This window comes from Hymenobacter baengnokdamensis, from assembly GCF_008728635.1.
Classification (GTDB): domain Bacteria; phylum Bacteroidota; class Bacteroidia; order Cytophagales; family Hymenobacteraceae; genus Hymenobacter; species Hymenobacter baengnokdamensis.
Window position 1 is genome coordinate 1025337 of the sequence record NZ_CP044285.1, and the last position, 21148, is coordinate 1046484.

The window sequence follows — 21148 nt, forward strand, 5'->3', positions numbered from 1 at the left end:
AATGTAGGTTTTAGGGTTATTGTCAGCTACTTTACTTTTGCATCAACTCAGTCGTCCCTTCAGATTCCCGCCATGGATACCTACTCTTATATTGCCAACGCTGACGCGGCGGCCATCGAAACGCTCTATCAGGCGTACCGAAACAACCCCGAGTCCGTCGATTTTGGCTGGCGGAAGTTCTTTGAAGGGTTCGACTTCTCGCAGCAGTTTCCGGAAGGTGCGCCCGTAATACCCGGCGCGGCTACCAACGGCGCGGCGCCGGCGACGAACGGCAGCGCGCCCAAAACCGCCGCTTCGCCCGCGCCCGGCCCCGTGCCGCAGCCCGACGACTATGGCGTGCTCAATACCAGCGCCTCCACCAATAATGCTCCGGGCCTGGCCCAGGGCGCAGCAGCCGGCGACAAGGAAACGGCGGTGCGCAACCTCATCCACGCCTTCCGCAGCCGGGGCCACCTGCGGGCCAAAACCAACCCGGTGCGCGAGCGCAAAGACCGCCAGGCCCGCCTCAACCTGGCCGACTTCGGGCTGAGCGACAGCGACCTGGACAGCAAGTTTCACCAGGGTGAGGAGCTGGGCCTGGGCACTCAGGCCACGCTGCGCGAGATTGTGGCGGCGCTCACGAGCATCTACGCCGGCACGGTAGGCTTCGAGTATACCTACATTCGCGACCCGCAGGTGCTCGACTGGTTTCAGCAGAAAGCCGAGCACGGCGCGCTGGCCTTCAACCCCGATGTAGACTACAAGAAGCGCATTCTCAAGAAGTTGAATGAAGCTGTAGTCTTCGAAAACTTCCTGCACACCAAGTTCCTGGGGCAGAAGCGCTTCTCGCTGGAGGGTGGTGAAACGACCATTCCGGCCCTTGATGCCATTATCAACCGAGGCGCCGAGCTGGGCGTGAAGGAAGTGATGATTGGCATGGCCCACCGCGGCCGCCTCAACGTGCTGGCCAACATTATGGGCAAGACCTATGAGCAGATTTTCTCGGAGTTTGAGGGCACCGCCACGCCCGACCTCACGATGGGCGACGGCGACGTGAAGTACCACATGGGCTACTCGTCGGAAGTGGAGGCCATGAACGGCCAGAAAGTGAATCTGAAGCTGGCACCCAATCCCTCGCACCTGGAGGCGGTGAACCCGGTAGTAGAAGGCTTCGTGCGGGCCAAGATTGAGCACCAGTACGGCGGCGACTACCACCAGATTCTGCCCATTCTCATCCACGGCGACGCGGCGCTGGCCGGCCAGGGCATCGGCTACGAAGTGACGCAGATGTCGCAGCTCGAAGGTTACAAGACGGGCGGCACGATTCACTTCGTGATTAACAACCAGGTCGGCTTTACCACTGATTTTGAGGACGCCCGTTCGTCCATCTACAGTACCGACCTGGCCAAGATTATCGACGCGCCGGTGATTCACGTGAACGGCGACGACCCCGAGGCGGTAGTTTTCGCGGTGCGCCTGGCTACCGAGTACCGCCAGCAGTTTCACGCCGATATCTTCATCGACATGGTGTGCTACCGCCGCCACGGTCACAACGAGTCGGACGAGCCCAAGTTTACCCAGCCCACGCTCTACAACGTCATCTCGAAGCATCCCAACCCGCGCGAGGTGTACAATGCCACGCTCGTGCAGCGCGGCGACGTGGATGCCGAACTGGCCAACCAGATGGACCGCGAGTTTCGCGACACCCTGCAAGCCCGCCTCGACCAGGTGAAGCAGCAGCCGCTGCCGTATAAGTACCAGGCGCTCGAAAACGAGTGGCGCACCCTGCGCCGCTCCACGAACGAAGACTTTGACCAGTCGCCCGAAACCGGGATTTCGGCCGAAACCGTGGAGCGCGTAGCCCAGGCCCTGACCACGATTCCGGAGAATTTCCGGCCCATCAAGCAGATTGATAACCTGTTGAAGGAGCGCCGCAAGATGTTCTACGAAACCCGCGTGCTCAACTGGGCGGCCGGCGAGCTGCTGGCCTATGGCTCACTGATGAGCGAAAACCACACGGTACGCGTGAGTGGCCAGGACGTGCAGCGCGGCACGTTCTCGCACCGCCACGCGGTGCTGCACGATGCCGAAACGTCGGCCCCTTACAACTCGCTCAATAATATGAGTGGTGAGCACGAGCAGCTGAATATCTTCAACTCGCTGCTGAGCGAGTATGCGGTGCTGGGCTTTGAGTTTGGCTATGCTATGGCCAACCCCACGGCCCTCGTGATTTGGGAAGCCCAGTTCGGCGACTTCGCCAACGGCGCGCAAACCATGATTGACCAGTTTGTGGTGAGCAGCGAAAGCAAGTGGCAGCGCATGAACGGCATTGTGATGCAGCTGCCCCACGGCTACGAGGGCCAGGGCCCCGAGCACTCCAACGCCCGCCCCGAGCGCTTCCTGCAGCTGGCCGCCGAGAACAACATCGTGGTAGCCAACATCACCACGCCGGCCAACTTCTTCCACGCCCTGCGCCGCCAGCTCACGTGGAGCTTCCGCAAGCCGCTGGTGGTGATGTCGCCCAAGTCGATGCTGCGCAACCCGCTGTGCGTGTCGCCGGTGGATGATTTCACCAGTGGTCGCTTCCAGGAAGTGCTGGGCGACAGCTTCGCCGAGGCCAAGAAGGTGAAGAAAGTGCTGCTGTGCTCGGGCAAAGTCTACTACGACCTGCTCGACGAGCAGCGGCAGTCCGACCGCAAGGACGTAGCCATCGTGCGCCTGGAGCAGCTGCACCCCTTCCCCAAAAAGCAGCTGGACGCGGAGCTGGCCAAATATCCGAAAGCCAAGATATATTGGGCGCAGGAAGAGCCCGAGAACATGGGCTACTGGAACTACCTGCTGCGCTTTATGCGCCGCGAGCTGGAAGACGTGGTGGCCCGCAAGCCCTCCGCTTCGCCCGCCACCGGCTACAACAAGGTGCACGTAAAAGAGCAGAAGGAAATCGTGGCCCGCGCCTTCGACAAGCCCAAGGAAGCGGTGGCCGACGAGCAAATCAAGGCAACCAACGCAGTAGCTAAAAAGCAAGACTAACCCCGCCAGCATAGTCAGCCCGCGTCGCGGGCGTATCCACGAAATCCGTTAAATCCGTTAAATCTGCGGTCATGATAACCGAAGAGCAAATCCAGGCCGTGGTGCGCCGCATCGTCGAAGGCTACGCGCCGGACAGGATAATTCTGTTCGGCTCGTATGCCTACGGCGAGCCGACGGAGGACAGCGACCTGGATTTGCTCATTATCAAGCAGGATGCGGAGACACGCTCCATTGAGCGTGATTTGACCATCCGTCACTTGCTATGGGGCGGGCCAATGCCACCGATGGATATATTTGTTCGCACTCCGCAGGAATTGAGCGCGGCAGTAGCGCGGGTTTTTACCGTGGAAGCCGAAGCTGTGCACAAAGGCCGACTTTTGTATGCAGCAGCCTAACACAGTTACGCAGCAGCGCGTGCATACGCTGCTCCGTGCGGCCGACCGCGACGTAGCAGTCGCTGAGTCGTTGTCGCAGCACGCGCCGCACCTCTATGAAAGCATCGGATTCAGCTGCCAGCAGGCGGCAGAAAAATATTTGAAGGCCGTACTGCTCCTGCACGGATTGCCGGCTCCGTTCATTCATGATTTAACGAGCTTAGCCACTGATTTGGGTGGGCAAGTGGCGTTTGACCACGACGATGTTTCGGCTGCTACCATTCTCAATGCTTTCGCTGTGAAGTGGCGCTATGAAAACGATGATACACCCGATTTTACCACGGCTGACTTGCTAGCCATGATGTACCGTTTTCGCACGAAGCTGCGCCCGCTGGCCCAGGCCTTTTTAATTTAAGAATTACTTCAGACGCTCAATCTACTACCCGTTGCCCATGCCCACCGAAATCAAAATCCCCGCCGTTGGCGAATCCATCACCGAAGTCACCATTGCCAAGTGGCTCAAGAAAGACGGCGAGGCCGTGAAGCGCGACGAAGTAATCGCCGAACTGGAGTCGGACAAGGCCACGTTTGAGCTGCCCGCCGCGGCCGATGGCACCCTGAAGATTCGCGTGGCGGAAGGCGAAACGATTGGTATCGGCACGGTCATCGCCGTGCTCGACGGCGCGGCTGGCAATGGCCAGGCGCCTCCAACTGCGGCCGCGCCCGCTGCTACGGCGGCCGACCCGCTGAACAAAGGCGAGGAAAACCCCCAGGCCAGCGACCAGGCCGGCTACGGCGGCACCCCCGCCGACCGCCCCGACAGCAGCCCGGCTACGCCCGGTGCGCCAGCTGGCACACCCGCGCCCAGCGGCGGTATGGTAGAGATGAAAATCCCCGCCGTGGGCGAGTCCATCACCGAAGTAACGGTTGCTAAGTGGCTGAAGCCCGACGGCGCCCAGGTTAGCCGCGACGAGGTAATTGCCGAGCTGGAATCGGACAAAGCCACCTTCGAGCTGCCCGCCGAAGGCACCGGCACGCTGCGCCACGCCGTGAAGGAAGGCGAGACTATCGGCATCGGCACCATCATTGCCCGCATTGAAGGCGGTAGCGGCGCGGCCAGCGCTACGCCGGCTCCGGCGGCCAGTGCCCCGGCCGCTCCAGCCCCGGCTGCCGCGCTGGCTACTGGCGGCGGAGCCAGCACCTACGCCACGGGCGTGCCCTCGCCGGCTGCCGGCAAAATCCTGGGCGAGAAAGGTATCAGCCCGGCCGACGTAGCCGGCTCGGGCCGCGACGGACGTATCACGAAGGAAGACGCCCAGAATGCCCAGGCTAAGCCGGCTGCCGCACCGGCTCCGGCGGCTACGCCCGCCCCGGCTGCCAGCCAGTCGGTGCCGGTTACCCCGGCCGGTGAGCGCGGCCAGCGCCGCGAACGCATGAGCAACCTGCGCAAGACGGTAGCCCGCCGCCTGGTATCGGTGAAAAACGAGACGGCCATGCTTACCACCTTCAACGAGGTGAACATGCAGCCCATTATGGACCTGCGCACCAAGTTCAAAGACAAGTTCAAGGAGAAAAACGGCGTGGGCCTGGGCTTTATGTCGTTCTTCACCAAGGCGGTGTGCGTAGCCTTGCAGGAGTGGCCGGCCGTGAACGCCTACATAGACGGCGGCGACATCGTGTATTCCGACTTCTGCGACATCAGCATTGCCGTATCGGCGCCCAAAGGCCTTGTGGTGCCGGTGATTCGCAACGCCGAGCAATTGTCGTTTGAGGGCATCGAGAAGGAAGTGGTGCGCCTGGCCGGCCTGGCCCGCGACAACAAGCTCACCATCGAGCAGATGACGGGTGGTACGTTCACCATCACCAACGGCGGCATCTTCGGCTCGATGCTGAGTACCCCGATTATCAACGCGCCGCAGTCGGCCATTCTGGGCATGCACAACATCATTCAGCGCCCGGTGGCCGAGAACGGCCAGGTCGTCATCCGCCCCATGATGTATCTGGCCCTGAGCTACGACCACCGCGTAATTGACGGCCGCGAGTCGGTGTCGTTCCTGGTGCGTGTAAAAGAGCTGCTCGAAGACCCGACCCGCCTGCTGCTGGGCGTGTAAGCTCCCGCATAGTTGCTGCAAAAGGCGGCGGTCTCTACCCGGAGGCCGCCGCCTTTTTTATGGCTCCTGCATCAGCCTTTTCGGGTGGCTTTGCGTTAAAAACCAAATCCATTGACCGATTCAGTCTTTTATGAAATCCAAAAGCCCCACTCCGACGGCTGCACCGCGTTCGGCCAAATTCTGGCCCGCGCTGGGCTTTGCCGCCATCACCGGCTCGCGCGCTACCAGCGGCCCTACCTTTCTGGCCGATTACCTGTCGCGCCGCGCCCTCGCGCCCGGTCTGGCCGGCTCGCCGCTGCGCTTGCTGGCCAAGCCAGGGGTAGCCAGCGTCCTCAAGCTGCTCACCGCCGGCGAGCTGGTAGGCGATAAGCTGCCTGCTACCGAAAATCGCATCGTGCCGCAGCAGCTTTCGGTGCGGGCTGCCTCGGGTGCGCTGGTAGGAGCTACCTGGTACAAGGCGCAGGGCGGTAGCGCCCTCAAAGGTGCCTTGGTAGGTAGCCTGGGTGCCGTGGCCGCTACCTTTCTGACATTTTACCTGCGCAAAGGGCTCAGTGAGAAAACCGGTATCGCTACTTCGACCATCGGGGCGGGAGAAGATGCGCTGGTGCTGGCCGGCGGCGTAGCGCTGAGCCCGCTGCCAAAGGCATAAATACCAGTCTGGCAGGGGGCGTTTAGCCTGCTTTGGGTAAGAACGATTCTTACCCCGCGTATCTTTACGGGGCTGGCCGCAGGGCCGGATTTTACCTGTTTTTTTGTGAGTATGAATCAGTACGACGTTACCGTCATCGGCTCGGGGCCGGGCGGGTATGTGGCCGCCATTCGCTGCGCCCAGCTGGGCCTGAAAACCGCCCTCATTGAAAAGTACCCCACGCTGGGCGGCACCTGCCTCAACGTGGGCTGCATCCCGAGCAAGGCACTGCTCGACTCCAGCGAGCACTACCACAACGCCCACTCGGTGTTTGCCGAGCACGGCATCGGGCTGGAAAACCTGACGGTGGACATGAACCGCATGATTGACCGCAAGGCCAGCGTGGTGAAAGCCAACGTCGATGGCATTGCCTACCTGATGAAGAAGAACAAAATCGACGTGTTACAGGGCGTCGGCTCGTTTGTCGATAAAAATCACCTTAGCATCGTGCCCACCCAGGGCGGGGAGGCGCAGCAGATAGAGACCAAGAACGTTATCATCGCCACCGGCTCCAAGCCCACGGTGCTGCCGTTCATCCAGCAAGACAAGCAGCGCATCATCACCAGCACTGAGGCGCTGAACATTCGCGAAGTGCCCCGGCATATGATAGTGATTGGCGGCGGCGTAATCGGCCTGGAAATGGCTTCCGTCTACGCCCGCCTCGGCGCGAAAGTCTCGGTAGTCGAGTTCATGGATTCGCTCATCCCGACCATGGACCGCGGCCTGGGCAAGGAGCTGAAGCGCGTGCTGGGCAAAATCGGCATCGAGTTTTTCCTGAGCCACAAGGTAACCGGCGCCACCCGCGACGGCGACAGCGTGACCGTGACGGCCCTCAATCCGAAAGGGGAGGAGGTAAAGTTTGAGGGCGACTATTGCCTGGTGGCCGTGGGCCGCGTGCCCTACACTGCCGGCCTCAACCTCGAAGCTGCCGGCGTGCAGATGGAAGAGCGCGGCCGCATCAAGGTCGATGAGCATTTACAGACCAATGTGCCCGGAATATATGCTATTGGCGATGTAGTGCGCGGGGCTATGCTGGCTCACAAGGCCGAGGAAGAAGGCGTATTCGTGGCCGAAACCATCGTGGGCCAGAAGCCGCACATCAACTACCTTCTCATCCCCGGCGTGGTATACACCTGGCCCGAGGTGGCCGGCGTAGGCTACACCGAAGAGCAGCTTAAGGAGCAGGGTAAGGCCTACAAAGTGGGCTCTTTCCCCTTCAAAGCCAGCGGCCGGGCCCGCGCCAGCGGCGACACCGACGGCTTCGTGAAGGTGCTGGCCGACAAAACCACCGACGAAATCCTGGGCGTCCACATGATTGGCCCGCGCATCGCCGACCTCATCGCCGAAGCCGTGACCGCCATGGAGTTCCGCGCCTCCGCCGAGGACGTGGCCCGCATGAGCCACTCGCACCCCACCTACGCCGAGGCCATGAAAGAAGCGTGCCTGGCCGCTACGGAAAACCGGGCGATTCACATGTAATGGCTTAGAAGCATTATGTGGCTTCCTGACTCTGCTCGATACGGCCGCTTCCTTGTGGGGGCGGCCGTATTACTTTCGCTGTTGGCTTGCGAACGCACCCGGCCTATATTAAGTAGAGCAAGTCGTTGCGGCAGCTAAGGCTAGTCGTCCAGCCGACAGGCCGGCGACAAAAGCTACTGCTGTTGCGCCAGCGCAGGCAGCAGTGTCCGACGCGCCGCCCGAAAAAACTGGTCTGCCTATGCAGAAAGTGATGTACCGCACTGGTCCAGATTCGCTGGCATCTTGGCGATTGACTACGGCCGAGCGGGATAGCCTCAACGCCAAATGGGACAAAAAAAAAGACATTTATTCAACAACCCATTTTAGTCGGTTTTGCCTGGTAGAAGGGCTCTATCGGCCACGTTTGTTTTACTAGGACCTACGGACAATTATCTTTAAGGAATGGGATTAACTGGAGCCGAATTAAGTGACACCGCGTGGAAGAAGTTTGCCCCTCATTTGCCGGCCAAAGCCGGCGACGTGGGCTGCACGGCGCACGATAACCGACTGTTTCTGAACGCGGTGCTCTGGGTCATGCGCCATGGCGGCACCTGGCCAGTGCTGCCCGAGCGCTTCGGCAAGCACGACTCGGTGCGTAAACGTGCGTTGCGTTGGGCGCAGAAAGGTGCCTGGCAGCGCTTGTTTGCGGCCGTGCGCGGTACAGAACTCGAAGCCGTGCTGCTGGACTCGACCATCGTACGCGCGCACCAACGCGCGGCTGGTCAGGTAAAAAAAAGCGCACCGGCGACGAGGCGCTCGGCCGCAGTCGCGGCGGGCTGAGCCCCAAGTTGCACGCGGCCGTGGACGAGCACGGCCGGCCGCACGCCCTGCTGTAGGGCGGCGGCCAGCAGGCCGACTGTAAACGGGCGGCGGAGTTGCTGGCGGCCGTGCCTAAGCCGCGCTACGTGCTGGCTGACAAAGGCTACGACACGAATGCGGTGGTCGCGCAGGTCGAACAACTGGGGGCCGAGGTCGTGATTCCCAGCCAGAAAAGCCGCTTGTGCTGCCGCCTCATCGACCGGGTGCGCTACCGGCAGCGCAATCGGGTAGAACGTTTTTTCGGCCGCCTCAAGAACTTCCCACGCTTGGCCACCCGGTATGAAAAGACTGCCGTTAGCTTCCTCGGCTTCGTGCATTTCTTTGCCGCCCTTTGCTGGTGTGGACTATTGTCCGTACGCCCTAGTCCATGTTAAGAATAAGCCCGGCCGGCAACCTTCTGGGCTTGCCTGGCGAATACCCTGGTCTATTACCCAAAAAATTGTGACCGGAGTCGCCCTCGGGGCACTGGGCATCAGCTACCTGGTGAAGCAGCTGAGTAAAGGCAAAGCCGCTGTTACGGCCGATGATGTGGAAGTAGCCGAGCACAACCTGACTTCGCTGGGCGAAGAGGCGGAAGCAGGCTAAAGCGTTGCTGATACCGGCCAGGCGCGCTTATAACATATGGAATATCATATGTATTGACTCGTATTTGCCTCGCCGGGCTAGTAACTCCGTTAACGAGTTGCCACCTACTAAAAAGCGGCCCCGATTCTTAAGAATCGGGGCCGCTTTTTAGTAGGTAGTCTAGGCGCAGGAGTGTTTAGGCGCTCATTTTTACGCGCACGGCGGTCGGGCCTTTCTGGCCGGGCTCCACCTCAAACGTTACTTTGTTGCCTTCCAGCAGCTGCAAGCCGTTGAGGGCGTTGGCGTGCACAAAAATGCTTTCCTGGCTCGCTGCGTCCTTGATAAAGCCGTAGCCCTTCGAGTTGTTGAAGAACGTGACGGTGCCGGTGCGGACAACGTCTTCCGGCTCGCGGTCTTCCTGCTTGGGCACATTCACCAGAATGTCCTCCACGTTGATTTCCTTCTTTTTACGGGTCGGGTCGGGCGGGGTCGAGGTAATATTGCCGTTTTCGTCCACGTAGGCAAACATCTCTTCGAGGCTCGAGTCCTTCTTGTTGGCCTGGCGCTCTTCGCGGCGCTCAGCCTTTTCCTGCTGCTTTTTCTGCCGCTTCTTCTCGTTTTCTTTCTTACTGAAACTTTCTTGCGCTCTGGCCATAGGGGGGTAATGAGGATTTCGGTTGCTGGGCGGCATGAAACTACTGCCAATATAGGGAGCAACAGACTATGTTAGAACCACCTCGCACCGGAATAAGTCCCGAAATTACTCGTTAATTTTTGAAAAAACCCGCAACCTCCCGGCTGGCGCCCGGCGCAAGGTCGCCGAGCAGGGTTTCGCCTACCCGCACGCGCACCAGCCGCAGCGTTGGGAAGCCTACGGCGGCGGTCATTTTGCGTACCTGCCGGTACTTGCCTTCGGTAAGAACAATACTCACCCAGCTGGTGGGGCCGTGGCGGTCGTCGCGGATGCGCCGGGCACGCGGCGGCAGGTCGGGGCTGGCTGCCAGCAGGCGCGCCTGCCCCGGCAGCGTGCGGTAAGGCTGCCCGTGAAGGCTGATATCGACGCCGTTGCGCAGTTGCTCCAGGGCTTCGGGCGTGAGCTGGCCATCAACTTGAGCGTAGTATTCTTTCTCGATGTGGCGGCTGCGCACCTGCTCGCTCACGCGGCCGTCGGTGGTGAGCAGCAGCAGCCCCTCGCTGTCTTCGTCGAGCCGGCCGATGGCCATGGTGCCGGGCGGAAAGTCGCCCAGCTCGCCCAAAAAGTGCTTCTTTTTTACTTCCTTGGCAAACTCGCTGGTAAACTGGCTGAGGTAGCCGTAGGGCTTGTGCAGTAAAAAGTGGCGGTGGGGCAGCTCGGCAGCGCAAGGCAGCAGTAGTTCGGACACGGGTAAGCAGGAAAAGGCCGCCGCAAAGAACCGGCTTTTTAGCCAACAGTCCGGCTGGCCGGTAACCCGCGTAGCGCCCGGCCGTTAAGCCAATTTTCACTAAAGCGCTTAGGTATAGCATGTCTGACAAGCCCTCACTATTTCCGCCCCAGCACCAGGATGCCGGGGCTGGTCATCCCGGCCTCGAATACAAGATGACGCCCGAGCCCGAGCATATTCGGGCTGGTTATAAGGGCGCCGACAAGCTACTGGGCAAAGCGGCGCTCATCACGGGGGGCGACTCGGGTATCGGGCGGGCCGTGGCGGTGCATTTTGCTCGCGAAGGAGCCGACGTGGCTATCGTGTACACGCCTGGCGAGCAGCAGGATGCTGAAAAAACCCAGCAGCTGGTGCAGGCCGAAGGCCGCCGCTGCCTGCTGCTGCCCGGCAATCTCAAGCAGCCCGCTTTTTGCGACGAAGTAGTGACGCGGACCGTAACCGAATATGGCAAATTGGATATATTGGTCAATAATGCCGCCGAGCAAAACTGGCACGACTCGCTCGAAGAAATTACGGATGATGAGCTGGACAGCATTTTCAACCTCAACATCATTGCCATGTTCCGCACTACGCGGGCCGCGCTCAAGCATCTGAAGGAGGGCGCGGCCATCATCAATACTACTTCGGTGAATGCCTACAAAGGCAACGAGCAGCTTCTGGACTATACCTCCACCAAGGGCGCTATCGAAGGCTTCACGCGGGCCTTGTCGCTGCAGCTCATCAAGAAGGGCATACGGGTAAACTCGGTCGCGCCGGGGCCTATCTGGACGCCGTTCGTAACGGGTGCGGGGCTGCTCAAGCTGCCGATGTTTGGCCACGACGTGCCGATGGGGCGCGCCGGCCAGCCTTCCGAAGTAGCCCCCGCCTATGTATTTCTGGCGTCGGAAGATGCCTCTTACTTTTCGGGCCAGACGCTGCACCCCAACGGTGGCTCAGTGGTAAACGGGTAAGCAGCCTGGAACTGCCCGATGTTTGATTGCCAGCGCTTTGTATAAGAGCTGGCAACATCGTTTCCCAGGAGCGCGTATGAGGTGCCAGGTGCTGAAAAAACCGCACTGTATTTCGTGCTAAACTAATGAACTCCAACCTTCTTTTACTGGCTGCGGCCGCTTCTTTCGCCTTTGCTTCCTGCACGCAGGAAAAGAAAACCGAAACCACCGACACCACGGCCGTGCCTGGTAGCGCCACCCAAACCACGACCACCACGACAACTACCGTTGACACCACTGCCTACCGCGCCAGCGCCGACCAGCTGGCCGACCGGGTAGCGGCCGACCTGCGCACGAGCGATGCGGCCGCCAAAGCCCGCTTGCAGCAGATTTATTACAACCGGGGCCGTGCCCTGCGCGACATTGACAGCCGCTACACTGCCGACACCACGGGCCGCTATGCCGCCGTGAAAGCTGCCAACGACCGTACCACTACCGAGGTAAAAACCGTGGTAACCGACCCCACTGCCTACCGCACGTACACCGACAACCAGGGCAACTATTACGCTGGTCCTTACACTACTACCGCCACCACTACTACCACCACAACCACTACTGCCCGCCCCGTGGTGCATACCAGCGTGGGCCAGGGCTCGGGAGTGAAAAAGGTGGAGAACAAAGACGATAGCCACAAGGTGAAGTACGAGAACGGCGCCAAAATCAAGCGCCACGGCGATGGCTCGGTGAAAATCAAGGAAGCCAATGGCACCAAGATTATCATCGACAAGAATGGTCACCGCACGGTGAAGAAAAGCATTCTGTAAGCTAAACGCTTTGCTATGTAAAAGCCCGCTTCCTGACGGAGGCGGGCTTTTGTATGCGCGTGGCTTGCGGCGGACAGCCTGGGTACGTACCTTTCAGCTTTCCGGCCGGCCGGGCCCACTGCCGGGCCAGGGCCCGTAGCCGGCTTGGGTATGATGTCTGCTGGCACCCTGACTACCAACGCGTTTGCTTCTGAGCAGGCTGAGTCGGCACCCAATCGGTTTGCCGCGGAGTTTGCCGCCTTGCGGGCGCAGGCCCCTGCTTTGCGGGCCGCCGATGTAAGCGCTCGCCGCCAGCGCCTGGGCCGGCTGGCCGACTGGCTGCTGACTCATCGTCAGGATATTCAGAATTCCTTATATTCGGACTTTAAAAAGCCGCCGGAGGAAGCCGACCTTACCGAAATCTGGCCTTCGCTGACGGAGGCCCGGCATACCAGCCAGCAGCTGAAAAAATGGCTGGCTCCGCAGGCCGTGGGCACGCCCATGGCCTTGTTGGGTACGCGGGGCTGGGTGCAGGTCGAGCCCAAGGGCGTAGTGCTCATTATTGCGCCTTGGAACTATCCGTTTTACCTGGCTATCGACCCGCTGGTGTCGGCCATCGCGGCCGGCAACGCGGTAGTAATCAAGCCTGCCGAGCAAACGCCCGCCACCTCGGCGCTGCTGCGCCGGCTGTGCGAAGAGTTGTTTCCGCCCAACGAGGTGCTGGTGCTGGAAGGCGGCAAGGAAGTAGCTACCGAGCTGCTGCGCCTGCCCTGGAATCATATTTTCTTTACCGGCTCGCCGCAGATTGGGAAGATTGTGATGCGCGCCGCCGCCGAGCATCTGAGCGGCGTAACGCTGGAGCTGGGCGGCAAAAGCCCGGCCATTGTGGATGAAACCGCCAACCTGCGTGATGCGGCCGAAAAAATAGTCTGGGGGAAGTTTCTCAATGCCGGCCAGACCTGCGTGGCCCCCGACTACCTGCTGGTGCAGGAAAATGTGCAGGCTAAGTTATTGTATGAGATGCAGCAGGTTATCAGGCGCTACTATGGCCCTGATAACGAAGCTGTGAAAGCCTCGAAGTCGTTTGCCCGCATCGTCAATGCCCATCATTTTGCCCGCCTGGCCGCGCTGCTCGAAGATGCCGAAACCCGCGGGGCCACCGTGGCCCAGGGCGGCAGCGTAGACGAACGCGAGTGCTACATCGAGCCTACTATTCTTACCGATGTGCCAGCCGGCGCGGCCATTCTGGAAGAGGAGATATTTGGGCCGCTGCTGCCCATGCTCACCTTTCGTAGCCTGGCCGAAGCGGCTGCGTATGTCAACGCCCGGCTGCCGCCACTGGCGCAGTACGTATTCACGACCAGCGGCCCCAACCGCCGCTACCTGCTTGATAGCATCGCGGCCGGGGGAGCAGCAGTAAATGAGACAATTATCCAGCTCGCCCACCCCGATTTGCCGTTTGGCGGCGTCGGCAACAGTGGCCTGGGTAAAGCGCACGGGCACGCAGGGTTTCTGGCGTTCAGCAACGAAAAAGCCGTATTGCGGCAGCGCGTGGGCTTCACGGGCATCAAGCAGTTTTACCCGCCCTATACTTCGCGGGTGCGGCAATTGTTGGGACTGCTGCTCAGGTATTTATAAATCGACTACGCCGAGGCAGCTGCGGCCTGCCGGCGTTACTTGCGCGGGCCGCCGGTATCTTGCCTTATGAGTTTTGCTAAGCAGGTAGTTTGGATAACGGGCGCTTCATCGGGTATCGGTGAGGCCATAGCCATGGACCTGGCGGGGCAGGGTGCCCGGCTGGTGCTTTCGGCCCGCAAGGAGGCGGAGCTACGCCGCGTGCAGGCCGCCTGTGCCCCGGCCGAAGTGCTGGTGCTACCCCTCGACCTTAGTGAGCCCGCGGTTTTTGAAGCTGCGGTGGCAACGGTGTGGGCTCATTACGGCCGGCTCGATGTGCTGGTGCACGCGGGGGGCATTAGCCAGCGGGCGCTGGCCCTGGAAACTACCCTGGCCGTAGACCGCCGCCTGATGGAAGTTAACTATTTTGGCACCGTGGGCCTTACCAAAGCGGCCTTGCCCCGGCTACTGACACAAAATTCTGGGCAAGTGGTGGTTATCAGTAGCCTGGTGGGCAAATTTGGTACGCCTTACCGGAGTGCCTACGCGGCTTCCAAGCACGCGCTGCATGGCTTTTTCGACTCACTGCGCGCCGAACTGGCCGGCACGGGCATCACGATTACCATTATCTGCCCCGGCTTTATCCATACCAGCGTGTCGGTAAATGCGCTGGCCGGCAACGGCGAGCCCCTGGGTACCATGGACGCGGCTACGGCCGGCGGCATGGCCCCGGCTGAGTTTGCCCGTCGCGCCGTGCGAGCCATCAGGCAAGGTGTAAGCGAAATCAATATCGGCGGCCGCGAAACCTACGGAGTGGTGATAAAGCGCTGGCTGCCAAGCGCTTTTGAGAAGCTGCTGCCCAGGGCGCGGGTGCGGTAGGGAGGGTGGGTTACATAAGGAAGCAGGTGGTATGAAAGCGTATGGAAGCGCTACTTAAACCCATTTACTGCTTGCTCCTGCTAGCCCTGCTCACTGGCTGCGATGAGAACCCCGTGGAAGTGAATTTCGCCCGGCCTTTTCCGGCCAACGAGGCCGACGCGGCAGGTTTTTTGCCTCGCCACCAAGGGCGCTACGTGTTAGCCGAAGATACGGCCTATGCAATTTTTATATCTAATAAACAGATAATCAGACATGCCTCAATGACAGTTGGAATACCGGCTGCCAGGCTGGATTCGCTGGGGCTGCCCCGGCGGGAGGGCCTAGCCATTGGGCATAACGGCGAGCATTTTCAAATACTGGCCCTGACTTCTGACTCTTGCCACCTGCGCTGGACAGCACACGATACGTTAGTGCAGCTGAGCGGGGCTAAAGCCGTTCACCTGCGTCGCTACCGGGGCTGGTACTACCTAAGTGCTCCCGCCGATTCGGGGCGCTGGGAGGTAGAGCGCATAGGTGTGGTGGGCCGACAGCTTTATTGGCAGATGTTCAATTGCGATAGCTTACGTATCCGTGCGTTGCCGCCAAGTATTCTACAATTGAAACGCGCGACAGCCCGACTAATTTTTACTCTCAACCCTGGTCCTGGCTCAGCTACACGCCAGGTAAATAGCTACGCCGGCCTGTGGTTGATGAAAGGAGACTATCTGCGTAAAGAAGAGTAGTAGACAACTACCTAATGATGCAGCATCTCAGCCTGAATCTGCGGCTGCTTGGCTTTAAGCTGCTGATATGTCGCCGGGCCGAGAATCTGGCGCAGCTGCTTGTCGGACGACGCATTGATGTGAGCCAGGGCAGCATTAAGCTGGGGCGACTGGGCCGGGTACTGCTTGCGGGCGGCATTCACCTGCTCCACGGTGGCGGCCAATACCTGGCGCACTTTGGTAGTCTGATCGGGGCGCAGGTGCAGCACGGTCGTCATGGCGTCGGCAAGGTCGCGGGCGGCCGTGGGCGGCGTGGGCGAGTCGGTCGTGCGTACGGGCTCGGTTACGGCGGCCGGGGTATCGTGGTGGCGGTGAAAGATAGCGCAGCTGGCGGTGGCCAGCAGGATAATGGCCAGCAACGGCCGCAGCGCGGAAAAAGAATACATAGTGCGAAAGCCTGCCGGCAGATGGGGCATGGCCTTCAGTACGCAAAACGAGTGCTTAAGGTCGGGCAGCGGCTGGCGGTGACCAGTGATGCCGCAGCTGGCGCTTTATTTTGCCGAAGCGGTGCTGCAGCTTGCGCTGTTCATAGCTGGAAGGCAACAGGCTGTCGAGCCGCGCCTCACTCGCCTGCTCGGCTTGCCGGAGGGCTTCACGCCGTGGCCGGCCGGCGAGCTTGCGGACTGCTTCGCGGCGCATGTGCTCCTGCACCAATATGCTATGCAGCCGGGCCCGGCGACGCTCGCCCATGCCTTGTAGAAAACCGTGCACCCCACCACCACAACTACCAAAAACCAGCAGGGCTACGAGCGTCGGCAAAAGCAGCTGGCCCTGAGTAAAGTAGGTGTAAGCTCTCATAAGGAAGAAAGTGCGGGGTGACAGCAGTTCGCTACTGTTACACCAATCTGATAATGAAACTATTAAGGAGGCCCATGAAAAACCGGCAGTCCGCTCACAAATAGTCTTCCTAAACCGCCTCAATAGCTGCAAAAAGAAAGGCGAAGTATGTACGAAATGTTTCGTAATATATACGACAAGCTTCGTACATTGCCTGGAAGGCGGTTTCAGCCCAAAATAGCGCCTTATTTCAGACCCTGCGCGGTGTAGTGCGCTAGCGCCATAATGGTGAGCATTGGGTTAACCCCGCTGCACGCCGGAAAGGCCGAGCCATCGGCCACGTACAAGCCTTGCACCTCAACCGTTTCGCCGGTGGGCCGCAGCGGGTGCGTGGCTGCCTGCCCGCCGAGGCGGCAGGTGCTCATCTGGTGGGCGCTATATAGTCCGAACCTATTGGGCTGCCAGCTCAGCCTGGGCAGCTGGGCCAGCAGCTCCGGGTTGTGGAGCAGGCCCGCGGTGGCGTGCAGCGTAGGCAGGGTGCCGTGGGGCAGATAAATAGTGTGTGCCCCGGCGGCCACGTGGATTTCGGCAGCGGCTTGCACCCCGGTCAGCATATTGCTGCGGTCGAAGGCCGATAGTTGATAATCAATGAGTGGCTTGCCCTGCTTGTCGATGCGCACCCGCCCGCCGTCGCGGTCGCGGGTGAGCACGATGAAGGAGCCCAGGTGGTCGGCAGCGCTCATCATCTGGCGGTGCTGCGCGCCGCTCTGCCAGGGCAGCACCATTGCCAGCAGGCCCGGATGCGTGGGCGGCGTTTCGAGCTTAACGCCGAAGTTGGTGCCGTGCAGCCGCGTAAAGGTATCGTTGACCACGCTCATGCTCGGGCCGTGCCACGAGTGCATGGCCTGCGCGTAGTGCGCGGCTACCGCCACCGTAGGGTGCAGGTGCAAGTGCTGCCCCAGGTGGGGGTGCCGCAGCCCCGAGCGCAGCAGCAGCGCGGGCGTCTGAATGGCCCCGCCCGCCACCACTACCCGCCGGGCCCGCACCGTAATGCGCACTGGCCGGCCATCGGCCGCAGTATGAATGGCTTCGGCGCCGGTAGCCCGGCCTGCCACGATGGTTACCCGCTCTACCCGCGTATCGGGCAGCAGGCGGGCGCCGTGCTCGGCGGCCGTGCGCAGGTAGGTGTTCAGCGTGCCTTGCTTGAGGCCGTAGGCATCGCCCAGGGTGGAGTAGCCCAGGGCCTTGAAGTGCGCCTCCGAGTCATCGACGCCCTTTTCATTGCGCGGAATAAGTCTGGTAGTCTGCCCCAGCCGGGCCGAGCCATCGAGAAGCGCCTGATTCTGGGCATTGTGGCGCGGGTAGTCGGTATTCACGCTCAGCGCCTGGGCCACGGCATCAAGACTTTGGGCAAACTCAAAGCTGACGAACTGCGGGGCCGTGTGCTCAGTGGCCCATTCTTCGAGCACGTAGTCGGGGGTGCGAAACGCGCCGGCCCAGTTTACGGTGGTGCCGCCACCCAGGCAGGCCCCGGCCAGAATACCCACGCTGCCATCGCGGGTGGTGAGGGCGCCCCGGCTGTCGTAGAGGCTGCCCAGCATATCCACTTCGCGCTGCGTAAAGTCGCGCCCGTGGTAGTAGGGGCCGGCTTCCAGTACCAGTACCTCGTGGCCGGCCTGGGCCAACTCGCCGGCCACCACGCCTCCCCCGGCCCCGGACCCAATCACCAGCACATCGCAGTCGTAAGTCGTATCGACGGTAGGGCCCAGGGGCTTAAGCGGGCGCTCAGGCAGCACGGGCGGGCCGCTGTCGGGCGGCAGCGCCGGGCCGGGGTAACCCAGCGCCGCCCAGGCCGGGTTGAGCGAGCCATCGGCCGGACTACCGCCGTAGTATAAAAACGTGCAGAGCTTGCGCAACGCGTGAAATCCTTTGCGCAGCAGCGGCAGGCGTGAGGCGGCCCAGCTTTGCAGCAACTGCTCGCGCTGCGTCAGGCTCAGCGTCCGGAAGGGCCGCAGCGGTCCCCACCACGTAAGGCCTGCCACGGGCTGGTCCAGTAAATCAAGCAGTTGTCCAAACTCAGCCTGCGCGCCCAGGGGCTGCGCCCCGATGGCGGCCGTCAGCTTGGCGAGGTCTACCAGCGCCGAGCCGGGCGGCGGGCCGTCGGCCCCAGGGCCGGCCGGAATAAAGGTGTCGGCTACGGCGCGCAGCGTGGCGGCGCGGGCAGGCGTGAGCGTAAACATTGGCGGGCAGGATAAGCGAGGCTACGGGCAGAGAATGCGGCGGAAAAGATAAGCAGCTTTTGCCGTAAGTAGTAGGCGTGCCGAGTAATTTGGAAGGCTATGCCGATAGCAGCCCGACCTTTGCGGCATGGCTACTTTGCTCCGCACTCCCGAAACCCGGCACCGCATTCATTTTCAGGACTGTGATATGCTGGGGCATCTCAATAATGCCCGCTACCTCGACTATTTTCTCAATGCCCGCGAAGACCAGGTGGCCGAGCACTACGCCCTGAACATGGGTGGCCTGGCCCGTGAGCAGCAGGCCGCCTGGGTAGTTACCAAGCACCATATCAGCTACCTGAAGCCAGCGCAGCAGGGCACGGTGGTGCGCATCCTGACCCAGCTTATTCATTTCGATAATTCTAATCTGGTGGTAGAGATGCAGATGCGCACCTCCGATGGCCACCGCCTGCTGGCTTTGCTGTGGTCGGAGATGACGTTTGTGAAGCTGCCCGCCGGCACCCGCACCGACCACGCCGATGCCCTCATGGAGTTGCTCGATGAGCTTGATGTGCCGGGCATCGACTACGACCCCGATGGCTTCGACGACCGGGTAAAGGCCGTGCGCCAGGAGCTGAAAAAGGCCCGCCGCGCCGCCGGCCAGTCCGACTAAGTAAGCCCGGCCATAGCAACCCAGGGCGAAAGCCCCGCGTAGAGCCGGGCATTGCGGCAGCAAGTGCTGCTGCTTTCAGTAGCCCCCACACTAGTACGATGTCTATTTTCAGCAGTAATAAATTGAAAGGCAAGCGCATTGCCATTGTGGCCACCGATGGCTTTGAGCAGGTGGAGCTTACCGAACCCCAGAAATACCTGAAGGGCGAAGGGGCCGAGGTGGATGTTATCTCTCTCAAAGCCGGCTCTATAAAGGGCTGGGATGAAACCGATTGGGGCGACAAGGTGGACGTGGATAAGGTAATCGGCGACGTGCACGTAAGCCAATATGACGCTCTGGTACTGCCCGGCGGCCAGATTAACCCCGACAAGCTGCGCCTGGAGCCGAAGGTGGTAAGCTTTGTGCGCGACTTTGTGCAGTCGGGCAAGGTGGTGGCGGCCATCTGCCACGGCCCCTGGACGCTCATCGAGGCCGACCAGGTGCGCGGCAAGCATATGACCAGCTGGCCCAGCCTCAAAACCGACCTGCGCAACGCCGGCGCGCAGTGGCAGGATTCGGAAGTTGTGGTTGATGGCAACCTCATCACCAGCCGCAAACCCGAAGACCTCGACGCCTTTAACAAAAAGATTGAGGAAAAGCTGCTGGCGGGCAGCGCGTCGTAAGCTCTCCTGGTCAGCCACTAAAAAAAGGCGCTGCTCTTTGCTGAGCAGCGCCTTTTTTATATGGTTAATAAACTATGTTTCTAACGCAGTAACGCCCACATCACCAGGTCGAACACCAGCAGAAACGCCCCTTGCAGCTGCACCGAGCGTCCGTAGCCCAGCTGGCGCGCGGGGCGGGTGGCCGCGGGTGTCTGCGCGCGGGTGAGCAGCCACAGGGCAATAAGCAGGTAGCCCACGTCGAGAGCGGCATTAAAAAGAAACACGTGCCCGGTAAGCTGCTCGTCGGCCAGCGCGGCCGCGGGCGTGAAGCCCAGAGGCGGCCGGCCGGGATGCGTGCGCAGAATGCCCACCGCCGCGAGCACGGAGTTGACAAACGCCCAGGCGCAGTTCATCAGGTGAAAGTGATGCAGCCACGTGCGCCGGTCGGTGCGCGGCAGCTGGTAGCCGCTCAGGCCCAGGTTGAGCAGCGCCCAGGCGCCCAGCACGCCCAGGCCGCGGCCCAGCAGCAGCTCGTGGTGTTGGTAGGAAGCCAGCCAGGCCGGCGCGGCCGGCAAAACAGAAAGCAGCATAGCCACAAAGAAAGGCGCAGCCGGGCTAGTGGGCGATACCGATGCCCAGATACACTTGCAGCACCGAATTGCGAATGTTGTTGTCGGTAATCAGGGTGCTGATGGGGTGGCCGTTGTACGTTACGGCCGAGCCGCTCTTGTAGAGGTTGGCAAAGCTCAGGTCGTAGCGCACCCCTACGCGCGCCGGCCCCAGCCGGGCCTCGGCCCCCACAATGCCGCCAAAGTCGAAGCGGTTGTAGCCGCTCTGGCCGATATCGAGGTCCTGGCTGCCGGTGCGGGCGCTGGAAAGCATCGACACCTGCGGTCCCAGGTGAATACTCAGGGTTTCGGTAATATTGCCTACAAATAATATAGGTAATTCTATATAATTAAGCTGCGTTGTCTGCTGGCTTTTCAAGCCGTTGGAATCGGCCTGGAAACCCTTGCGCGAGTACAGCAGCTCGACCTGAACCGAGGCAAAGTGCGTGAAGCCATACTGCCCATACACCCCGGCGTGAAACGTCTTAAGCTGGTTAAGATTGGTGAAAATATCGGCCCCGCTGCCTTTTAAGTCGCTGTAGCTCAGGCCGCCCTTAATGCCAAAGCCGGTATTGCGCGAGGTAGTGCCCTGGCCTTCCGAATAATCGCCGGCTGAGGGCAAGCCGCGCACCTGGGCATGAGCGGCCCCGGTGGCCCCCAGCGAAACGAGTAGCAAAAGCAGGTATTTCATAGGCTTAGCAACGCCCGGCGCCGCCGAAAGTTGCGCGAAAAGTACCCGG

23 protein-coding genes are annotated in these 21148 nt (G+C 61.0%); 16 read left to right on the top strand and 7 right to left on the bottom strand.

Annotated elements, in window-relative coordinates:
* Positions 1-72 precede the first annotated feature (72 nt).
* The 9 genes from F6X24_RS04345 to F6X24_RS18870 all read left to right on the top strand — a co-directional run bounded on the left by F6X24_RS04345 (position 73) and on the right by F6X24_RS18870 (position 9104).
* The gene (locus F6X24_RS04345; protein ID WP_151086794.1) at positions 73-3009 is read left to right on the top strand and encodes a 2-oxoglutarate dehydrogenase E1 component; all 2937 of its coding nucleotides are present in this window, start codon (positions 73-75) and stop codon (positions 3007-3009) included.
* A 71-nt stretch (positions 3010-3080) separates the two neighbouring features.
* On the top strand, positions 3081-3404 hold the full coding sequence (locus tag F6X24_RS04350) for a nucleotidyltransferase domain-containing protein (protein ID WP_151086795.1): 324 nt from the start codon (positions 3081-3083) through the stop codon (positions 3402-3404).
* On the top strand, positions 3391-3798 hold the full coding sequence (locus tag F6X24_RS04355; RefSeq protein ID WP_151086796.1) for a HEPN domain-containing protein: 408 nt from the start codon (positions 3391-3393) through the stop codon (positions 3796-3798). The genes F6X24_RS04350 and F6X24_RS04355 overlap by 14 nt, the downstream gene beginning before the upstream one ends.
* A gap of 37 nt (positions 3799-3835) precedes the next feature.
* Positions 3836-5494, top strand: a complete 1659-nt coding sequence (gene odhB / locus F6X24_RS04360) for a 2-oxoglutarate dehydrogenase complex dihydrolipoyllysine-residue succinyltransferase (RefSeq protein WP_151086797.1) — start codon at positions 3836-3838, stop codon at positions 5492-5494.
* A 130-nt stretch (positions 5495-5624) separates the two neighbouring features.
* Positions 5625-6143 (top strand): DUF4126 family protein, encoded by a 519-nt coding sequence (locus F6X24_RS04365; protein WP_151086798.1) that lies wholly within the window; start codon positions 5625-5627, stop codon positions 6141-6143.
* 111 nt (positions 6144-6254) lie between these two features.
* Positions 6255-7661: a dihydrolipoyl dehydrogenase gene (gene lpdA / locus F6X24_RS04370; RefSeq protein WP_151086799.1), complete on the top strand. Its 1407-nt coding sequence runs from the start codon at positions 6255-6257 to the stop codon at positions 7659-7661.
* Between the two features lie 441 nt (positions 7662-8102).
* Positions 8103-8480 (top strand): transposase, encoded by a 378-nt coding sequence (locus F6X24_RS19075; RefSeq protein WP_229725348.1) that lies wholly within the window; start codon positions 8103-8105, stop codon positions 8478-8480.
* A 107-nt stretch (positions 8481-8587) separates the two neighbouring features.
* Entirely contained in the window at positions 8588-8893 is a 306-nt protein-coding gene (locus F6X24_RS19395; protein ID WP_394349936.1) for a transposase, read from the top strand.
* 67 nt (positions 8894-8960) lie between these two features.
* Positions 8961-9104, top strand: a complete 144-nt coding sequence (locus tag F6X24_RS18870; protein ID WP_191906457.1) for a hypothetical protein — start codon at positions 8961-8963, stop codon at positions 9102-9104.
* A gap of 175 nt (positions 9105-9279) precedes the next feature.
* Here the strand turns inward: F6X24_RS18870 and F6X24_RS04380 are convergent, their stop codons facing one another.
* Together F6X24_RS04380 and F6X24_RS04385 are read right to left on the bottom strand one after the other, a co-directional pair.
* A complete protein-coding gene (locus tag F6X24_RS04380) occupies positions 9280-9738 on the bottom strand; it encodes a cold-shock protein (protein ID WP_151086800.1) in 459 nt (152 codons plus the stop codon).
* 112 nt (positions 9739-9850) lie between these two features.
* On the bottom strand, positions 9851-10465 hold the full coding sequence (locus F6X24_RS04385; RefSeq protein WP_229725350.1) for a pseudouridine synthase: 615 nt from the start codon (positions 10463-10465) through the stop codon (positions 9851-9853).
* A 119-nt stretch (positions 10466-10584) separates the two neighbouring features.
* On the opposite strand from F6X24_RS04385, the gene F6X24_RS04390 reads away from it, so the two are divergent.
* The 5 genes from F6X24_RS04390 to F6X24_RS04410 all read left to right on the top strand — a co-directional run bounded on the left by F6X24_RS04390 (position 10585) and on the right by F6X24_RS04410 (position 15451).
* Complete coding sequence (locus F6X24_RS04390) at positions 10585-11454, top strand: SDR family oxidoreductase (protein ID WP_151086801.1); 870 nt, start codon at positions 10585-10587, stop codon at positions 11452-11454.
* A gap of 125 nt (positions 11455-11579) precedes the next feature.
* Positions 11580-12257, top strand: a complete 678-nt coding sequence (locus F6X24_RS04395; RefSeq protein ID WP_151086802.1) for a hypothetical protein — start codon at positions 11580-11582, stop codon at positions 12255-12257.
* A gap of 150 nt (positions 12258-12407) precedes the next feature.
* On the top strand, positions 12408-13874 hold the full coding sequence (locus tag F6X24_RS04400) for an aldehyde dehydrogenase family protein (RefSeq protein WP_151086803.1): 1467 nt from the start codon (positions 12408-12410) through the stop codon (positions 13872-13874).
* 66 nt (positions 13875-13940) lie between these two features.
* On the top strand, positions 13941-14729 hold the full coding sequence (locus F6X24_RS04405; protein WP_151086804.1) for an SDR family oxidoreductase: 789 nt from the start codon (positions 13941-13943) through the stop codon (positions 14727-14729).
* 41 nt (positions 14730-14770) lie between these two features.
* On the top strand, positions 14771-15451 hold the full coding sequence (locus F6X24_RS04410; protein WP_151086805.1) for a hypothetical protein: 681 nt from the start codon (positions 14771-14773) through the stop codon (positions 15449-15451).
* 11 nt (positions 15452-15462) lie between these two features.
* Here F6X24_RS04410 and F6X24_RS04415 read toward each other — a convergent pair whose 3' ends face one another.
* The 3 genes from F6X24_RS04415 to F6X24_RS04425 all read right to left on the bottom strand — a co-directional run bounded on the left by F6X24_RS04415 (position 15463) and on the right by F6X24_RS04425 (position 18507).
* Positions 15463-15876, bottom strand: a complete 414-nt coding sequence (locus F6X24_RS04415; RefSeq protein WP_151086806.1) for a hypothetical protein — start codon at positions 15874-15876, stop codon at positions 15463-15465.
* Positions 15877-15931: 55 nt separating this feature from the next.
* Positions 15932-16288, bottom strand: a complete 357-nt coding sequence (locus F6X24_RS04420) for a hypothetical protein (RefSeq protein WP_151086807.1) — start codon at positions 16286-16288, stop codon at positions 15932-15934.
* A gap of 224 nt (positions 16289-16512) precedes the next feature.
* Positions 16513-18507, bottom strand: coding sequence for a GMC family oxidoreductase (locus F6X24_RS04425; protein ID WP_151086808.1), 1995 nt, complete (start codon positions 18505-18507; stop codon positions 16513-16515).
* A 127-nt stretch (positions 18508-18634) separates the two neighbouring features.
* Between F6X24_RS04425 and F6X24_RS04430 the strand changes: the two genes are divergently transcribed.
* Both F6X24_RS04430 and F6X24_RS04435 read left to right on the top strand, forming a co-directional pair.
* Entirely contained in the window at positions 18635-19159 is a 525-nt protein-coding gene (locus F6X24_RS04430; protein ID WP_151086809.1) for an acyl-CoA thioesterase, read from the top strand.
* A 98-nt stretch (positions 19160-19257) separates the two neighbouring features.
* Positions 19258-19821, top strand: coding sequence for a type 1 glutamine amidotransferase domain-containing protein (locus F6X24_RS04435; RefSeq protein WP_151086810.1), 564 nt, complete (start codon positions 19258-19260; stop codon positions 19819-19821).
* Positions 19822-19901: 80 nt separating this feature from the next.
* Here F6X24_RS04435 and F6X24_RS04440 read toward each other — a convergent pair whose 3' ends face one another.
* Positions 19902-20390, bottom strand: coding sequence for a DUF6992 family protein (locus F6X24_RS04440; RefSeq protein WP_151086811.1), 489 nt, complete (start codon positions 20388-20390; stop codon positions 19902-19904).
* Positions 20391-20415: 25 nt separating this feature from the next.
* A complete protein-coding gene (locus tag F6X24_RS04445; protein ID WP_151086812.1) occupies positions 20416-21099 on the bottom strand; it encodes a porin family protein in 684 nt (227 codons plus the stop codon).
* Positions 21100-21148: the final 49 nt, after the last annotated feature.

Excerpts from the sequence above, each read along its gene's own strand:
- F6X24_RS04345 (WP_151086794.1), top strand. The coding sequence starts at position 73 with ATGGATACCTACTCTTATATTGCCAACGCTGACGCGGCGGCCATCGAA.
- F6X24_RS04350 (WP_151086795.1), top strand. The coding sequence starts at position 3,081 with ATGATAACCGAAGAGCAAATCCAGGCCGTGGTGCGCCGCATCGTCGAA.
- F6X24_RS04355 (WP_151086796.1), top strand. The coding sequence starts at position 3,391 with ATGCAGCAGCCTAACACAGTTACGCAGCAGCGCGTGCATACGCTGCTC.
- odhB (WP_151086797.1), top strand. The coding sequence starts at position 3,836 with ATGCCCACCGAAATCAAAATCCCCGCCGTTGGCGAATCCATCACCGAA.
- F6X24_RS04365 (WP_151086798.1), top strand. The coding sequence starts at position 5,625 with ATGAAATCCAAAAGCCCCACTCCGACGGCTGCACCGCGTTCGGCCAAA.
- lpdA (WP_151086799.1), top strand. The coding sequence starts at position 6,255 with ATGAATCAGTACGACGTTACCGTCATCGGCTCGGGGCCGGGCGGGTAT.
- F6X24_RS19075 (WP_229725348.1), top strand. The coding sequence starts at position 8,103 with ATGGGATTAACTGGAGCCGAATTAAGTGACACCGCGTGGAAGAAGTTT.
- F6X24_RS04380 (WP_151086800.1), bottom strand. The coding sequence starts at position 9,738 with ATGGCCAGAGCGCAAGAAAGTTTCAGTAAGAAAGAAAACGAGAAGAAG.
- F6X24_RS04390 (WP_151086801.1), top strand. The coding sequence starts at position 10,585 with ATGTCTGACAAGCCCTCACTATTTCCGCCCCAGCACCAGGATGCCGGG.
- F6X24_RS04395 (WP_151086802.1), top strand. The coding sequence starts at position 11,580 with ATGAACTCCAACCTTCTTTTACTGGCTGCGGCCGCTTCTTTCGCCTTT.
- F6X24_RS04400 (WP_151086803.1), top strand. The coding sequence starts at position 12,408 with ATGATGTCTGCTGGCACCCTGACTACCAACGCGTTTGCTTCTGAGCAG.
- F6X24_RS04405 (WP_151086804.1), top strand. The coding sequence starts at position 13,941 with ATGAGTTTTGCTAAGCAGGTAGTTTGGATAACGGGCGCTTCATCGGGT.
- F6X24_RS04410 (WP_151086805.1), top strand. The coding sequence starts at position 14,771 with ATGGAAGCGCTACTTAAACCCATTTACTGCTTGCTCCTGCTAGCCCTG.
- F6X24_RS04415 (WP_151086806.1), bottom strand. The coding sequence starts at position 15,876 with ATGTATTCTTTTTCCGCGCTGCGGCCGTTGCTGGCCATTATCCTGCTG.
- F6X24_RS04420 (WP_151086807.1), bottom strand. The coding sequence starts at position 16,288 with ATGAGAGCTTACACCTACTTTACTCAGGGCCAGCTGCTTTTGCCGACG.
- F6X24_RS04425 (WP_151086808.1), bottom strand. The coding sequence starts at position 18,507 with ATGTTTACGCTCACGCCTGCCCGCGCCGCCACGCTGCGCGCCGTAGCC.
- F6X24_RS04430 (WP_151086809.1), top strand. The coding sequence starts at position 18,635 with ATGGCTACTTTGCTCCGCACTCCCGAAACCCGGCACCGCATTCATTTT.
- F6X24_RS04435 (WP_151086810.1), top strand. The coding sequence starts at position 19,258 with ATGTCTATTTTCAGCAGTAATAAATTGAAAGGCAAGCGCATTGCCATT.
- F6X24_RS04440 (WP_151086811.1), bottom strand. The coding sequence starts at position 20,390 with ATGCTGCTTTCTGTTTTGCCGGCCGCGCCGGCCTGGCTGGCTTCCTAC.
- F6X24_RS04445 (WP_151086812.1), bottom strand. The coding sequence starts at position 21,099 with ATGAAATACCTGCTTTTGCTACTCGTTTCGCTGGGGGCCACCGGGGCC.